Here is a 15,344-nt window from a genome sequence, read left to right on the forward strand (position 1 = left end):
AGATTTCCTTGTTCATAGTGTCTGGATAGTTATTCAAGGCAACCTCGACAAATACTGAGCCAACGCATCAAACGCCGGCAACGTAACAGGATCATTCGCCGAATTACTGGCGACCGGATGCGAGGCATAACGAACAATCACCATCTCGGCTTTCGGGTCGACATAGAGGCGTTGGCCATGAACGCCACGCGCCATAAACGCGCCGCCCTCCTTGTCCGTCACCCACCACATCGACCGATAACTCCAGCCTTTGAGCAAGTCATAACCGGCCTTGGCGAACGCCTGTTTATCGCCTCCACGACGGATGTCGTCCACCACCGCTTTTGGCACGATCTGTTGACCGTCAAACTGGCCGTCGTTGCGCAGCATTTCACCAAATCGTGCGAGGTCGCGCAGGCCGGTGTTCAAACCGCCGCCGGCAAACGGAGTACCGATCGAGTCCACTGTGAAATAGGCGTCCTGCTCGACGCCGAGGCGACTCCAGATACGTTCCGACAACAATTGCGCGACGTTGCGGCCGGTGACTCGAGCGATGACCCAGCCCAATACGTCGGTGTTGACGGTTTTGTAGCCGAACGCGCTGCCGTGTTGACCTTGCAACTGGACGGTCTGCAAAAACTCGTAGTAGCTTCTCGGCCCGGTGTAGTCCTTGGGCTTGGGCAAAGGGCTGCCGGCTTTTGCATGCGCCCAGACCTCGGCGTTCGGGTCGGCGTAGTCTTCGCTGTATTTGAGGCTGGTCGTCATGTCCAGGACCTGGCGCACCGTGGCAGTGCCAAAGGCAGAACTCGCGAGTTCGGGGACGTAATCGGCAACCTGCTTGCTGGCATCGATTCGCCCCTCAGCCACCAACATCGCGCCCAGCGTGCCGACCACGGATTTGGTGACCGACATCGCCGCGTGCTGACCGTCGGGTTTCAGCACGCCGAAGTAACGTTCGTAGACAACTTTCCCACGGTGCATCACCAGGATGCCATCGGTGTACGTCGCCGCGAGGGATTGATCCCACGTCATCGACGCCTGTGAGCCGAGCGGGACAAAACTGATGGTGTCGATGTCTTTGCGCAACGCAGATGCCAAGGGAACTGGAGCGCCCAGCCCCCTTGAAACATTGATCGTTGGCATCAGCTGACGGAAGTTCGAGACACTCCAGCGCATCGCCGGAAACTGGAAATAGCTGCCATCTTCGAAACGCACGGTGCGATCGGCGGGCGGTGGAGAGCCGACCATCCAGCCCAGTTTTGCAGGATCACTGGCGGCAGCGTCGGGAAAGGTTGCAGGCGTGGAGGCGATGGCTAGGGATGACATGAGGCCGATCAAAATGGCTGTCATTGATTTGGCCAAACGCAGGGTGGTGGCACAAGGAGGGCACATGGTATCGATTCCGTTCGAGGGGGTTGGCAGTCTAACAGCTGGCCGCAAGCAGCCTGAGGTCGGGGCGTTTGGCGGGTTGATAAACAAAATCAACGGTCAGTACTCTGGAAAATCGTCCAGGTAACACACTGGCGAACTGGAGCTTGAGTAACGATCGAGTTCCTCTTCCAACCATTCGGCGAGCACCACGGCGTTGTTTGCCTGCGAATCTTTGGCCCCGTAGACGAGGGTAAGCGTGCCCCTTTCGGCGAACTGTAAAAGCGCCCACCAATTCTGTGGACGGGCGGCTAGCTCAAGGCGATAGGCAACCGTGAACTGTGCGAAATCCAGCGTCCCGGTGTTGAATGCCTTATACAGTAGAGGAGACGGTGCGACGTCTGGCAGCCATGCGTTTAACGGCAACTGATCTTTCCGACAATTTCGTGGCCACAGGCGGTCTACCAGGACGCGCCGCCCGTCTTCTTGAGTTGCAGGGGTAGAAGCATGTTTGCACTGGATCATGACGACCGGATAAATACCAAGTTCTCATCGAGTGTTAAACCGAAAGGACTATAGAAGCTTGATCAACATCGCAGTAATGGTAGCCACCGTGCCGATCAGGCCAGTCGCAACGGCTACCGGATACCAAAACGTTTCACGGGTCATCTTGCCTGCCTCGGCGTTCAGCTTGCGCTGCTCAGCGAGCAATTTGACGATCTCCACATGAACCTTTTCCAGCTCGGCCTGCTTCATGGTGAGTTCCTGCCTATGCCCTTACATTCATTCTGTACCCTGAAGGCGCATAGCGAATACCCCTCCGATTCGGCTCATGTCAGATATCAAAACCTATGGAAGCCCCAAACCATCTGGCTTTCCAGCAATGCTTCCCACACGCCAATCACTTTTCCCACAGCAATTTCGGAAGCGCCTTCGCTGACAGCAACAGGCCAATAACCTCATATCCACAAAATTCAGACACCAGAAACCACAAAACCCCTGACTTCTCTCGAAATCAGGGGTTTTGCTTACATCGAATTTGGCGGTGAAGGAGAGATTCGAAAGCACCCGATCGCGGTTTTCGACAAATCAGCCCCCGGTTTATAAGGGTTTCGCGGCGATAGTTAGCGCGCAAGCATTCCCATGGCGTTCCCATGGATCTGTATGTGCGACTGAAGACGACCCGGCATGTAAGGCTTAATGTGTTTTTTGGGTGAACCATCGGAAAGAAGTAATTTTGGTAACCCAAGCCTGATGACTGGCTACAAGCCTTGGTTTGAAAGGCTTTGAGAGGAAAGCGGAAAGGTAAGATCCAAGTAATTTTAAGGTAATGTAATTACTCTTCTTAAAGGTAATCTTTCATCACATTCACTACCTTATAAATCAATAGCTTACGAGAATATTACCTGATGCATTACTAAAAATAACCTAATTGAGTAATCTGTCAAAACCAGTGAATCCGTGGCTTTCAGCCGTGTCACCAGCCTCACATTACAAAATTACCTTTTTCCGACGCTTTTCCTGAAAAAGCCCCCAGTCCGCTCCCAGACCATGCAGCAACCGCCCTACCCTCGCAGGGTTCCGCAGGATTCCAACATCCCCAAATTGCGAGCCAGGCGCCCAGCCTTAGCGGCGTCCGGTGGACCGCAGTAATGCAGAAAAAAAGACCCATTTAGCCCGCAGGCGAGGTGGGGGGACGACGGCGCGCGCCAGGTGATGCCCACCGTCCCGCCGCCACCGAAGCACCAAATCGGGGCACCACATCAGCTCCGGTGAGGCCACCTAAAAAACCGCCCCACTTCCCACGTCAAGCTTCATCCGCTCATTATTTTAAATTCAAGCCTCGGAAACGTGGACGTGCACAGATGAGCTTGATATGTTCGGGTGGGGAGTTTCTTACGGCACAAAGAACTTTTTAGAGCCTTCGAGTGACGTCAGGAAGCCTCGCTTAGGTCATCGACTACATCTCTCAACGCGTAAAACTCAATCCCTTTCAATAAACTCGAGATTACTAGTCTCAAGTCAGGGGCATGAATAGACAATGGCTGACCGCTACCCAGGGGCTCGTTCGTTCTACAAGTACGCCACCCCAGAAACCGCAATAGCTGTGCTCCAAAACAGGACGGTTAGGTATTCTTCCCCGCTGACGTACAATGACCCGTTTGATGTTCAGACAGGCTTACACTTCGACTTCGACCCCGACCAACTGCATGAAAAGCTCATAGACTTCCTTGAGAAGTTTGCAAGCGGCAGTGAAGTTTTAGCGATTAATCAGAGTAATCCTTGGGGAGAACTTGCATTAATAGCCAGACGCAAATATCCGAGGCATGGGTTTGACAAACAGCGCTGGCTCGATATGACCGCGCCCGACTTCAACGAATCTCTGTTACCCATAATCAAAGAGACAAGGCTTCAATACCAACAGTACTGGCATAACTCTCTAGCAACAATGAGGGTATTCTGCGTTAGCGAAGAGCGCGACAACTTATTGATGTGGGCACATTACGCACAAGACCACACGGGCGTTGTGTTCGAGTTTCTTTCGCGACCTGAAGACGACAACGTGCTGTCAATCGCGCAGAAAGTAGAGTACGTCTCGTCGCCTCCTCCTTTTTTTACAGAGCAGGAATGGCTAGAAAGTGTTTTTATTACGGGTGGTTTTGACGCGGAGGCTCTTCATCGACGATATGTTTTACGCAAAAGCATGGATTGGAACTACGAAAAAGAATGGCGAGTCTGGTATCCCGATGCTTCGCCGGATAGCCCTCATGACTTCATGCCGATCAGAGACAATGAACTTCCGCGACTATTCATTGGCTGCAGAGCAGCCAGCGAATTTTCATCTGAAATAATCGAATTAGCTCGAACATCGTTCCCCAACATCAAAATCTTTAAGGCCAATCGTCGCACAGACGCGTACAGATTGGATTACACGGAGGTATGATTGGAGTGTTTTATTCAGGAGCACATTCGAGAGCGAAGGCTCATCTCCAACAATCTACCCTCACACTTCGCGCAGCAGATCCATTAAAAATAAAACTTCATAAGAGCTCACAATGAAAATTGTAATTCCTCCAATCGAAATTAAGGAAGGAGAAGGCTTTGGGCCAGATCTATTTGGCCGGGAACCTTTTGCCAAGTCATTAACAAACGTAATTCGCCAAAATAACGACCCTTTAGTTATAGGCATTCATGGAAGCTGGGGCGAAGGGAAGACGACTTTCGTTAAGTCCTGGCAGAACTTATTAAATCAGAACCACATCCCTAATATCTATATCGACGCATTTGCATCAGATTACGTTGATGACGCATTCATGGTAGTCGCAGGTGCCATTTCAGACTATATGCAGGAAAGATGTCCAGCTGACAAATCTGAGGCTTTCGTAGAAAAAGCTAAGTCAGTTGGAGCGCACTTACTCTCAGTCGGAACAAAAGTTGCGATCAGAGTAGCGAGCGCTGGTTTGGCAAATGCTGATGACTTCAAGGACTTCGATAAAGCTCTAGAGGGTACCGGTGACGATATCGGGAAAAGTGCCGAGAAATTCATTAAGGAACGGCTGCTCAACCACAAACGTGAATTAGCCTCTGTAGAGCAATTTAAAGAATTCCTCTCTACCGTTCCGTCTGCGCTAAGCTCCCAATCGGATCACCCCCTCACAGTAATCATTGACGAACTGGATCGTTGCAGACCAAGCTTCGCAGTGGAAATGCTTGAAAAAATTAAACATCTTTTTTCCGTGAAAAATGTCACTTTCATTCTTGTTATAAACAAAATTCAACTCGAAGAGTCTATTCGCGCCACCTATGGTCTAACATAGATGCTCACACCTATCTACAGAAGTTCTTGACCATCGAAGTTTCCATACCCCACAAAGGACAGAGCCGCGAAAGCAACATTGTTAAATACTGTGACTATCTAGCTGCAGCTCATGACTTGAAAAACCCGGATATTCCTCAAGTTTTCGCAGGTATCGGAGAGCACCTCAATCTAACACTGAGACAGTTAGAAAAAGGATTTTCAAACTTCGCGCTGACGGCGTCTTCATTTAACTCCAACAGCCTTTACTCCGCACCGCTCCTAATCGCCCTCTGCATCATCAAAACAACTAACCCTAAGCTTTTTATCAGACTACAAAGCAAAAATATAGGCTACACCGAAATCTTCAAATCGCTTAACTACACCGAAGACACCGAAGACGACAACTTCCCAATGACTCATGCCATGACATGGTTCAAAGGATGCCTTATGAGTGATGCCGAATATCTATCATTTGACTTGGGCAGTCCAGAAAGAAAGATTTTTGACCGAACACATATAAGATCAAGACGAGAATTCTTCGATGCCACTCTCGACAAAGTTAGAATTTTCAATGTTAACTGAGCCTGGGAGCCTTCCCTTCTTCTCCCCAATCATGGATTGGTCAGAGTCGGGTTTACTCGTACTCCTTGAAGCGAATTACCTCTTCACCTAACCATTCATTGACTTGTTGTAAACGAGCTTGGATCGGCTCAAGCTCGTTCATCACCCAGATTTGCGCTGCTTCTTTGATCGAGCCAAAGCCGCCGGCGTTTTGCGGCACGATCCCCATCAACTGCGGCGGTATCCGCAGTGCCGCCAACATGTCATCGCGGCTGATGTTCTTGATCGAACTGAACTCATCCTTGGCCGCTACCTCGCTCACCGGGATCAACTGGATGCCGTCTTTCTTGCCAGCCGGCGCGTACACGAACAGGTTGCGAAAGTTGCCTGGCCCTTTAGAGTTCTTCAGCGCGGTACGCAGTGAATCGATGTCCTCCTCCTTTTGCGCCGCGTCGGTCATGTACAGGATGAAACCGGCGTGGCTGCCGTTGTTGTAGTACTTGCGACGGAACAGCGTGGCGCTCTCGTTGAGCAGCGCACTTTGCAGCGCTGCCAGCCACTCCGGCAGACCGTAGATCTCTTGATTGATATCGGCCTCACGCAGGTGGCAGATCGAGCCGGGTGCAAACTCGTGCTCATCCTTCCAGCCACGCACCTGGTAATAGGTCTCCATGTCCACGCCTCGGCGCATGTACTTCGCCAGTGGCGGCAGCAGGCCCATGGTGTTTCGGAGCATGTTGTTGCGCTTTTCCAGGTAGCAGTTGCCGCACCAGAGCCAATCCAGAGCGAACTGCTCAAATGCTTGACGACTCAACAGCCGGTGGGGAACAAACGTGCGGGCGAGCATGTTTCGCTTGAAGTTCAGCCCAGACTGAAGGTACACGCTGGCCCGGGTCGTTTTCGCCAGGCCGTCCATGGACATAGGTGTTTCAAACCAACGCCCGTTGGCCCAGCACTCCAGGTAGTCGAGGATCTCCCGGCTATCCAGCACGGGCGCAGGATCACCGAAAGTGAACGCCTCAACAGACCCAGACTCCGGTGGCAGCAGATCGCCCTCAATAGTTGGCTGAGCGGTGTTCAGCTGGGTTTCGCGCTTACGTCTGCTCATCAGTAGGACTCCATAAATCCGGTGTTCGCCGTGGTCTGCCCTTCAAGGGGTTCGTTGTGCAGCGCGTGGAACGTCGCCCACGCCAAATCGGCATGGCCGGTCTCGTCGGTGCGACCGGCCGTGTAAGTAAACTGGCGCCCGGAGGCGGTGATTGTTTTGCGGATGGCCATAAGGGACTGGGCCAAGTCGGTCCAACCGGCGTCGAACTCCAGGCGGCCGTTTTTGATGACGTCGTAGGCTTTCAGCACCAGGCGGGTTTTGACTTCGGGCGAGTAACTGAACGCGGTGATGTTCGGGAAGAATTGCTTCACCAACTGGGCAACGCCCGAGCCCATACCGGTGATGTCGATGCCGATGTAAGTCACCCAATAGCGTTTGGTGACCTGGCGGATGGCCTCAGCCTGGGCCGCAAAGTCCATGCCCCGGAACTGATGTTTTTCCAGCACCCGGAACTTGCCACCGGGCACCATCGGCGGTGCGATTACCACCAGGCCGGCGCTGTCGCCGCTCTCGGCGGGGTCGTACCCAACCCAAACCTGACGATCCCCAAATGGGCGCGCGGCAAACGGCTTGTAGTCCTGGGCCCAAAGGTCCCAACTGTCCACCATGCACGGCTGCAACATCGCAAGCGGGAAGATGCTGGCCCCATCGTCGATGAACTGGCACATCAGCAGGTTCTGGAAGGCCTCGGCATCGTATTCCTGGCGCAGCTCGTCGAGGTCGAACAGGTCGCAGCCACGGTCTTCCGCGTCCAGGATGGTGACGATCTGCCGCCACACCCGGTCCTCACACAGCCGCCCCTGTTGCAGTGCGTTGTGGGAGACGTCGATTTTGACCCGTTGCGCCGCCGGCTTGCCCTTGTTGAACCGCTCACCGGTCCAGAACGTATAGGCTTCGTGCGCCATGCTGGAAGGCGTCGAAAAGTAGGTTCGGCGGTACTGCTTCTGCATCGCCATGCCGCTGGCGACCTTGTTCAGTTCCTTGAACTTGAACGTCCAGAAGAATTCGTCGAAGTAGAAATTGCCGTGGTAGCCCTGGGCAGTCCGGGCGTTGGTGCCTAGGAAGTGCAGCTCCGCACCATTGCCCAGAATGATCGGATCCCCCGTCAGCTCGACACCGACCACCTCGCGGGCAAAAGCCTGGATGTAGGCCTTGAAGATATGCGCCTGGTTTTTCGATGCAGACAGGAATATCTGGTTGCGACCTGTCGTCAGTGCATCGATCAGCGCTTCGCGGGCGAAATAGTATGTTGCTCCGATCTGCCGTGACTTGAGAATCGCGCGAGTTCGCTGATTGCCCGCCTTATACCAATCCAACTGATAACCGAAACACCCGTCGATGAAGGCCTCAGTCAGCTTTTCGATATGCTCTTCGTCGAACTCGTTGCGTTTCGGAGCCTTCTTCGGCCCCTCGTTGCGCTTGGCTAGGTTCGGATTCAGCTCGGTTTCAGTACCGCCGTCGTTGAAGCGTTGAATGCGAGCCTGGCGCTCCAGCTGGCGGTGCAGCAGGTCAATTTCCTTGTAGTCCGACCCTGACTTTGGGTCCTTGAGGATCAACTGCACGAGCCTGGCTTCGGTCGCCGCCTGTATACGTTCCAGGGGTGTAGCCCGGTCCCACTCGTCGCGGGCCTTCCAGCTGTGCAGGGTCTTTTCCTTCTCTCCGATCAGCTCGGCGATCTCGCACACGCGATAGCCCTGCCAGTACAGGTGCTTGGCATGGCGGCGGTGATCGGTGGGTAGTTCGACGATGGCATTCATGGCGCAGATGCTGCCGCCCGCGCGCGAACAGTTCCCGCTCCGGTCCTTGTAGCGCCTTGAACTACAACAGTGCCTCGTTGCCCGTCGCGCTCGCGCTCAACAACATGCGCTCATCGCCAAGGCACACAGCCACCGCTCTGAGGATTCACGCATGGCCGGCAAAACCGACAACCCAGGCAAAAAACAACTCTCCAAGTTCTTCCGCGTCGCTGTCGAGGGCGCCACCACCGACGGCCGCCAGATCGAACGTCAATGGCTGGTGGATGCCGCCGAAACCTATAGCCAAAACACCTACGGTGCGCGCGTTTGGATTGAGCATATGCGAAGCCTGCTGCCCGACAGCCCGTTCCGTGCTTACGGCGATGTGGTCGCGCTGAAGACTGAGGAAGTCGAAATTGCCGGGGCCAAAAAGCTCGCCCTGTTTGCCCAAATTGAACCGACTGCCGACCTGGTTACCATGAACAAGGCTCGGCAAAAAATGTACACCAGCATCGAGATTCGCCCGAAGTTCGCCGACACAGGGCGAGCCTATTTAGACGGCATTGCAGTCACCGACACACCGGCCAGCCTGGGTACCGAAATGCTGACCTTCAGCGCTCAACACCCGGACATGAACCCGCTTGCAAGCCGTAAACGCGATCCCGGCAACTTGTTTTCCGAGGCCGTCGAGATCGAACTTGAATTCGAAGAAATTGAGGACGAAAGCGGCAAAGTCGTAGGCCTGTTCACCCGTGTTCTCGAACTCCTCGGCAAGAGCAAGGACAAGGAAGGCAAGGACGCCGCTCTATTCACTGAACTCGGCGATGCCGTCGAGGCCATGGCCGAACATGTCGCCAGCCAGGGCGAGGCCTTCACTGCCGAAAAGTCAGCCCGCGAAAAGCTGCAGGCCGACCACGCCAAGCTGTCCGCCGACTTCGTGGCGTTGGTCAAAAAGCTCGAAAACATCCCGGACACCACCGGAAAACAACCGCAGTACTCCGTTCGCCCGCCGGCTACGGGCGGTGACGGCGCGCTCGTCACCGACTGCTGATCACACCACGGACAACACCCAGCCAAGGAACATCGGAGAACACCATGCGTAACGATACCCGCGTCCTGTACAACGCCTACCTTCAACAACTCGCGCAACTGCACGGCGTGAGCGACGTCACCACCAAATTCACCGCTGCCCCAAGCGTCGCCCAGACTCTGGAAACCCGTATTCAGGAATCCAGCGCGTTCCTCAGCTCCATCAACGTTTACGGCGTCGGTGAGCAGTCTGGCGAGAAAATCGGCATCGGTATCGACGGCACCATCGCCAGCACCACCGACACCACCGTCAAGGACCGTGAACCCCGTGATCCAAGCGGCCTGGATAACCGTGGGTACACCTGCACCCAGACCAACTTCGACACCGGCATCCGCTACCAGAAGCTAGACCAGTGGGCCAAGTTCAAGGACTTCCAAGCGCGTATTCGCGACGCCATCATAAAGGCCCAAGCGCTCAACCGCATCATGATCGGCTGGAACGGCACCAGTCGCGCAGCCACCTCGAACTCAACCACCAACCCACTATTGCAGGACGTGAACGTTGGCTGGTTGCAGAAAATGCGCCTGGAAAACGCCGCTCGCGTGTTGCATGAAGTGGTCAGTGGTAGCGGCAAGATCGAGATCGGCGCGGGCAAGGACTTCGAAAACATCGACGCCCTGGTCGTCAGCATGGTCAACGAGTTCATCGAGCCCTGGTACCAGGAAGACACCGACCTGGTGGTGATCTGCGGTCGTCAACTGTTGGCCGACAAGTACTTCCCGATCATCAACAAATCCCAGGCGCCGACCGAGATGCTTGCGGCCGACATCGTCACCAGCCAAAAACGTATCGGCAACTTGCCAGCCGTGCGCGTCCCGCACTTCCCGGCCAACGGCCTGCTGGTGACCCGCCTGGATAACCTGTCGCTGTACTGGCAGGAAGGTACCCGCCGCCGCACCGTCGTCGACAACGCCAAACGCGACCGCATCGAAAACTTCGAATCGGTCAATGAAAGCTACGTGATTGAAGACCTGGGCTGCGCTGCCATGGCCGAAAACATCACCCTGAGCTGAGGCCGTCGGTCATGACCAATCCTTGCCGTCATCACTTCCAACGTGTCACAGCAGCCATAGCAGCGGCTGCTGTGGCCGGTCCTGCCATGACCATGGAAGGCGCATCCGTTTACGAGCTGCACCTCGCGAAACTCCAGCAGGACTACCTCCGCCTGAAACAGGTGCAGTCGATCGAAGGAAAGGCAGAGCTGAAACGGCAATTGCTGCCTGAATATGTTCCGTACGTGACAGGCGTACTCGCCGAAGGTAAAGGTGCGCAAGACCAGGTGCTCACCACCCTGATGGTCTGGCGAATGGATGCCGGCGACTTTTCCGGCGCCCTGGACATTGCTGAGTACGTCATCAATCACGCGCTGCTGATGGCTGACCGCTTCGAACGCACCACGGGCACCATCGTCGCGGAAGAAATTTCCGAAGTTGCCCTGAAGACGCAAAAGGCGGGGGGCACCTTCGATCTCGATCTGCTGCTACGCACCGAGCAAATCGCGGGTGAGGAGGACATGCCTGACCAGGCTAAAGCCAAGCTACATCTAGCGCTAGGCAAGGCGTGTGCAGAGAAGGTTTCTGACGATGCCCCCCCGGAAACCAAGGTGATCGCCATCGGCTACTTGGAATCAGCAAAAAACTATCTGGCCCGCGCCATTGAGCTGCACACCAACTGCGGTGGCAAGAAGGATCTGGAGCGCGTTGAACGCCTCCTAAAAAAATACGCTGCTCCCAGCAGCTAATCGAGCGTCCCCACGCACCCCGCCGGCTCGGGGCAGATCGGCCAGGCCGCTCCTCCTGAACGTGAAGCCCCGACCACCGGCGATCTATTCTTGAGTGCCGTTTCATGAGCGCATTTGTAGCCAGCGGCCCCGTAGACAGCGGCCACATCAACACCGACCCATTCTGGCCATCGATCGATCTCGACGACGTGCGCGGCACACTGCGCATCGATTCCAGCGTCACCGCCATCAGGCTGGAAACCGCGACCATCTCTGCCGCCATCACAGTCAACCGTGAATTTGCAAAATGGCGCATAGCCCAACAAGCAGCGGGCTACACCACTCTCGCCGACGTACCAGCGGGAAAAGTCAAAGAAGTGTCTGAATACATCCACCTGTACCAGCGGGCCATCTATGCCGCCACCGGTGCCGAAATCTGCGAGCGCTACCGCTCCTACGACAGCACCAATAGCGGTAATCAGAACGCCGAAGAACTTACGCCGAGTATCGACGAGCTGCGCCGCGATCAACGCTGGGCGGTGCGTGACTTCCTCGGCCTTGGCCGCACCACTGTGGAGTTGATCTGATGCCCGTGACCGTCCGCGCCCACCAGAACGAAACCGTCGACGCCCTGTGCTGGCGTCACTACGGGCGAACCGCTGGTGTCACCGAGGCGGTATTCCAAGCCAACTCCGAGCTTGCGGAACATGGTCCCACGCTGCCCCAAGGCCTACCCGTGGTAATGCCCGAAGCTCAAACCTCAGCGCCTCACCGGCAGATGGTGAACCTATGGGACTGACCCCTCTCAACCAAGGAAACCCGCACCATGGCTGATCCGACTTCCAGCGCCGTGACCGGCCTGCTCATGGGCCTTGGCCTGGCCACCGCTATGCCCGTGATCGACGGTAAGGCTTTGTTCGGTGCAATTCTCGGCGCGTGGCTGGTGACCAGCACCAAGCACGACCTCAAAGTCTGGCAGCGGCTGGGATCAATGTTCCTCTCAGCCGGCGTCGGCTACCTGTTCGCGCCCATGGCGTTGCAGCTGGTGCCATTAGTCACCAGCGGAGGCGCTGCGTTCGGCTGCGCCTTGATCATTATTCCCATCAGCATCAAAGGCATGGTGTGGGTCGAGAAGGCAGATTTCTGGGAAATCCTGCGACGCATCAGAGGGGGGAGCTGATATGCCTACCGTGGATATCATCGTGCAGCTGGTCGCGGCGTTTGCCTACCTCCTCAGCGCACTGCGCCTGGCCTGCTACAGCCGTGGCGCGGCTCGATTCCGTCGCGGCATCTCATTGCTCGCCAGTCTATTCGGCGCCTCGCTGTGCCTGTGTGGGCTGGAAATCCTGCTGTATCGCCCGCCTACCAGCCTCTGGCAAGCCGTCGCCATCGTGCTGCTTTGCACCTTGATCTTTCGTTCTCGCGGCAACGTCGCCGCCCTGCTGAGGCCCAGCGCATGACCACCACTCTCCGACATGGCGACCGCTCACAAGCAGTGCGTACGCTGCAAAAGAACCTGAATCGCGACGGCGCCAAGCTGGTCGTCGACGGTGCCTTTGGCGACAACACCGAAACCGCCGTTCGGGCCTATCAGCTGAAGGCCGGCTTAGTGGTCGACGGTGTCGCCGGCACCAAGACCCAGATCAGCCTGGCCGGCGGCGATTGCTCAAAACTGTTGAAAAACACCGACCTGGTCAACGCTGCCGAACGCCTCAGCGTACCCTTGGCCAGCGTCTACGCAGTCAACGAAGTGGAATCCAGCGGCAAGGGGTTTCTCGACAACGGCAAGCCGGTGATCCTGTTCGAACGGCACATCATGTACCGCCAACTGTCATCCCCACGGCACGATGGTGATGACCCGGCGGAACTCAAACGCCACGCCGATCAGCTTGCCGCGATCAATCCTGCCCTGGTCAATCCAAAATACGGCGGATACGCGGGCGGCACGGCCGAACACCAGCGTCTGAATAGCGCTCGCCTCATCGACGATACCGCTGCACTGGAGTCTGCGTCCTGGGGCGCGTTCCAGATCATGGGCTTTCATTGGCAGCGCCTGGGCTACGCCAGCGTGCAGGACTTCGTCCAGGCCATGAGCGCCAGCGAGTCGATGCAGTTCGACGCCTTCGTGCGCTTCATCGAAACGGACCCGGCTCTGCACAAGGCATTGAAGGCCGGCAAATGGGCCGACTTTGCCAAGCTCTACAACGGACCGGACTACAAGCGGAATCTCTACGACATCAAGTTGCAGCGCGCTTTTGAACGGCACGCCGACTGCGGTTGCGGTCAGGCGGAGGCGGCATGATTGATCTCGACCAGGTGCGCAGATTGAACATCCAGGACGGCGATCTGCTGGTGGTTCCAGAAAACACCGAACAGGAAGGCATGGAGCTGCTGGCCGAGGCTCTTCACTTTTTGATGCCCGGCTGCAGAGTCATCATCGTTCGCGGCCCCATGAAACAGTTGGACGTCGGTGACATGAACAAGCTCGGCTGGTACCGCGCATGAGCACCGTGCGCCAGGTCCTGTATGGCATCGCTCTGCTCGGTGCCCTGGCGTTGCTGATCTGGTGCCAAGAGCTGCGCATCGCAGTCGCCGACAAGAACACGGAACTGGCAGGGAAAGACGTTGATACCGCCCGCGAAGAGGCTGGCCGCAACCTGATCACCGCCAATACCCTTCGAACCGCTTTGCAACAGGAGCGGAATGCACAGGCGGACCTGCGCACCCAGCAGGATCTGCTGCGACAGGGCCTGGCAAAACGTGATCGATCGATCGAGGAATTGAAACGTGAGAACTCAGAACTACGTGATTGGGCTGCTCAGTTGCTGCCTGATGCTGCTCGCCGGTTGCGCGAGCGCCCCGCCCTCACCGGCGCCGACGCTTATCGTCAGTGGCTGTCCGGCCGTAGTGCCGTGCAGCATGCCGGCAACAGCACCAAACGATAACGGCAACCTGCTCACCGACCAGGATCGTACCGAGGCTGCATGGGCCGAATGCGCGGCACAAGTCGACACCATCTACAGACACCAGGTGCAACATGAACAAGCCCGATAGCCTACGCGCCCACCTGCTGGCCAGCGTCGCGGACCTCAAGCACGATCCCGACCGTCTGCTGATCTTCATCGACAATGGCAAGGTGCGCTGCACGGCGGCCGCCAGCCTGTCTTTTGAATACGGTTATAGCCTGCAGATCATTCTGACCGACTTCGCCGGCCACCCCGACAGCGTCATGCTGCCGCTACTGGGTTGGGTCCGCGTCAACCAATCTGAACTGCTGGAGAACCTGAGCAAATCCGCCGATGGCATCCAGTTCGAAGCCGATATTCTGGATAACAGCAAGGTCGACATGAGCATTACCCTGCCGTTGACCGAACGTGTAGTCGTCGGTACCGACACCGAAGGAAAAACCACCATCAAGCACGCTCAAGAACCTCAACGCGTGGCCGACTTCCTTGACCCCGCGTGGATACCAGGTGCTCAAGGCACCAGCAGCGAATGGGTCGTCCCCAAATGAGCACAAGATTGGAAACGCTGGAGGACTGGGCGGCCGGCTTGCTCGGTCAGCTTGAACCATCCGCTCGCAATCAGCTCGCACGTCGCCTCGGGCAAACACTTCGCCGAAGCCAGCAGGCGCGCATGATTGCTCAACAGAACCCGGACGGAAGCAAGTACGCACCGCGCAAACAGCGCAACCTGCGCGGGAAGCAGGGCCGGGTGAAACGCAAGGTTCGTATGTTCCAGAAAGTCCGAACTGCGAAGTTTCTGAAAGTCCAAGGCGATGGCAATGCCATTAGCATCGGCTTCACCGGTCGAATTGCCCGCATCGCTCGGGTGCATCAGTACGGACTGAAAGACCGCGCCGCACCTGGCGCACCTGACGTGGAATACGAACAGCGGGAGCTGCTTGGCTTCACTGACGCCGATATCGACTTGATCCGAGACGGCTTGCTCTCTCATTTGACTGCGTAGACTACACAGGCTGA

At 56.2% G+C, this 15,344-nt stretch carries 20 protein-coding genes and 1 pseudogene; 16 read left to right on the forward strand and 5 right to left on the reverse strand.

What is annotated here, in order from left to right:
- Window positions 1–33 precede the first annotated feature (33 nt).
- From ACIPL2_RS16835 to ACIPL2_RS16845, 3 genes are all read right to left on the reverse strand, one after another.
- Window positions 34–1,329, reverse strand: a complete 1,296-nt coding sequence (locus tag ACIPL2_RS16835) for a serine hydrolase domain-containing protein (protein WP_401358021.1) — start codon at window positions 1,327–1,329, stop codon at window positions 34–36.
- Between the two features lie 138 nt (window positions 1,330–1,467).
- The gene (locus tag ACIPL2_RS16840) at window positions 1,468–1,872 is read right to left on the reverse strand and encodes a DUF488 domain-containing protein (protein ID WP_401358022.1); all 405 of its coding nucleotides are present in this window, start codon (window positions 1,870–1,872) and stop codon (window positions 1,468–1,470) included.
- A 48-nt stretch (window positions 1,873–1,920) separates the two neighbouring features.
- On the reverse strand, window positions 1,921–2,103 hold the full coding sequence (locus tag ACIPL2_RS16845) for a hypothetical protein (protein WP_401358024.1): 183 nt from the start codon (window positions 2,101–2,103) through the stop codon (window positions 1,921–1,923).
- 1,285 nt (window positions 2,104–3,388) lie between these two features.
- Here ACIPL2_RS16845 and ACIPL2_RS16850 point away from each other — a divergent pair.
- The 3 genes from ACIPL2_RS16850 to ACIPL2_RS16860 all read left to right on the forward strand — a co-directional run bounded on the left by ACIPL2_RS16850 (window position 3,389) and on the right by ACIPL2_RS16860 (window position 5,728).
- Window positions 3,389–4,291 carry a DUF2971 domain-containing protein gene (locus tag ACIPL2_RS16850; RefSeq protein ID WP_401358025.1) on the forward strand — a complete coding sequence of 301 codons (903 nt, stop codon included), beginning with the start codon at window positions 3,389–3,391 and terminating at the stop codon, window positions 4,289–4,291.
- A 112-nt stretch (window positions 4,292–4,403) separates the two neighbouring features.
- Window positions 4,404–5,165: a P-loop NTPase fold protein gene (locus ACIPL2_RS16855; RefSeq protein WP_401358026.1), complete on the forward strand. Its 762-nt coding sequence runs from the start codon at window positions 4,404–4,406 to the stop codon at window positions 5,163–5,165.
- A gap of 26 nt (window positions 5,166–5,191) precedes the next feature.
- Entirely contained in the window at window positions 5,192–5,728 is a 537-nt protein-coding gene (locus ACIPL2_RS16860) for a hypothetical protein (protein ID WP_401358028.1), read from the forward strand.
- 52 nt (window positions 5,729–5,780) lie between these two features.
- Here ACIPL2_RS16860 and ACIPL2_RS16865 read toward each other — a convergent pair whose 3' ends face one another.
- Together ACIPL2_RS16865 and ACIPL2_RS16870 are read right to left on the reverse strand one after the other, a co-directional pair.
- Complete coding sequence (locus tag ACIPL2_RS16865) at window positions 5,781–6,815, reverse strand: phage portal protein (protein WP_401358029.1); 1,035 nt, start codon at window positions 6,813–6,815, stop codon at window positions 5,781–5,783.
- Entirely contained in the window at window positions 6,815–8,572 is a 1,758-nt protein-coding gene (locus ACIPL2_RS16870; protein ID WP_401358030.1) for a terminase ATPase subunit family protein, read from the reverse strand. Before ACIPL2_RS16870 ends, ACIPL2_RS16865 begins: the two co-directional genes overlap by 1 nt.
- A gap of 151 nt (window positions 8,573–8,723) precedes the next feature.
- Between ACIPL2_RS16870 and ACIPL2_RS16875 the strand changes: the two genes are divergently transcribed.
- From ACIPL2_RS16875 to ACIPL2_RS16935, 13 genes and pseudogenes are all read left to right on the forward strand, one after another.
- A complete protein-coding gene (locus tag ACIPL2_RS16875; RefSeq protein ID WP_401358032.1) occupies window positions 8,724–9,602 on the forward strand; it encodes a GPO family capsid scaffolding protein in 879 nt (292 codons plus the stop codon).
- 44 nt (window positions 9,603–9,646) lie between these two features.
- Complete coding sequence (locus tag ACIPL2_RS16880; protein ID WP_401358034.1) at window positions 9,647–10,654, forward strand: phage major capsid protein, P2 family; 1,008 nt, start codon at window positions 9,647–9,649, stop codon at window positions 10,652–10,654.
- Between the two features lie 11 nt (window positions 10,655–10,665).
- Entirely contained in the window at window positions 10,666–11,382 is a 717-nt protein-coding gene (gpM, locus tag ACIPL2_RS16885) for a phage terminase small subunit (RefSeq protein ID WP_401358035.1), read from the forward strand.
- A 104-nt stretch (window positions 11,383–11,486) separates the two neighbouring features.
- Window positions 11,487–11,948, forward strand: a complete 462-nt coding sequence (locus ACIPL2_RS16890) for a head completion/stabilization protein (protein ID WP_401358037.1) — start codon at window positions 11,487–11,489, stop codon at window positions 11,946–11,948.
- Window positions 11,948–12,160, forward strand: coding sequence for a tail protein X (locus ACIPL2_RS16895; protein ID WP_401358038.1), 213 nt, complete (start codon window positions 11,948–11,950; stop codon window positions 12,158–12,160). Before ACIPL2_RS16890 ends, ACIPL2_RS16895 begins: the two co-directional genes overlap by 1 nt.
- 27 nt (window positions 12,161–12,187) lie before the next feature.
- Window positions 12,188–12,541, forward strand: coding sequence for a putative holin (locus tag ACIPL2_RS16900; RefSeq protein WP_401358039.1), 354 nt, complete (start codon window positions 12,188–12,190; stop codon window positions 12,539–12,541).
- Window position 12,542: 1 nt separating this feature from the next.
- The gene (locus ACIPL2_RS16905; protein ID WP_401358040.1) at window positions 12,543–12,821 is read left to right on the forward strand and encodes a phage holin family protein; all 279 of its coding nucleotides are present in this window, start codon (window positions 12,543–12,545) and stop codon (window positions 12,819–12,821) included.
- On the forward strand, window positions 12,818–13,663 hold the full coding sequence (locus ACIPL2_RS16910; RefSeq protein WP_401358041.1) for an N-acetylmuramidase domain-containing protein: 846 nt from the start codon (window positions 12,818–12,820) through the stop codon (window positions 13,661–13,663). The genes ACIPL2_RS16905 and ACIPL2_RS16910 overlap by 4 nt, the downstream gene beginning before the upstream one ends.
- Complete coding sequence (locus ACIPL2_RS16915; protein ID WP_401358042.1) at window positions 13,660–13,866, forward strand: hypothetical protein; 207 nt, start codon at window positions 13,660–13,662, stop codon at window positions 13,864–13,866. Before ACIPL2_RS16910 ends, ACIPL2_RS16915 begins: the two co-directional genes overlap by 4 nt.
- Window positions 13,863–14,306, forward strand: coding sequence for an Rz-like lysis system protein LysB (gene lysB / locus ACIPL2_RS16920; protein WP_401358043.1), 444 nt, complete (start codon window positions 13,863–13,865; stop codon window positions 14,304–14,306). The genes ACIPL2_RS16915 and lysB overlap by 4 nt, the downstream gene beginning before the upstream one ends.
- A pseudogene (gene lysC / locus ACIPL2_RS16925) lies at window positions 14,221–14,415 on the forward strand (Rz1-like lysis system protein LysC); the annotation flags it as partial. The gene lysB and the pseudogene lysC, both read left to right, overlap by 86 nt.
- Complete coding sequence (locus tag ACIPL2_RS16930) at window positions 14,399–14,875, forward strand: phage tail protein (protein WP_401358044.1); 477 nt, start codon at window positions 14,399–14,401, stop codon at window positions 14,873–14,875. The pseudogene lysC and the gene ACIPL2_RS16930, both read left to right, overlap by 17 nt.
- A complete protein-coding gene (locus ACIPL2_RS16935) occupies window positions 14,872–15,330 on the forward strand; it encodes a phage virion morphogenesis protein (RefSeq protein ID WP_401358046.1) in 459 nt (152 codons plus the stop codon). The genes ACIPL2_RS16930 and ACIPL2_RS16935 overlap by 4 nt, the downstream gene beginning before the upstream one ends.
- Window positions 15,331–15,344: the final 14 nt, after the last annotated feature.

Source organism: Pseudomonas sp. NPDC086251 (assembly GCF_044746405.1).
In the GTDB taxonomy this organism is placed as follows: domain Bacteria; phylum Pseudomonadota; class Gammaproteobacteria; order Pseudomonadales; family Pseudomonadaceae; genus Aquipseudomonas.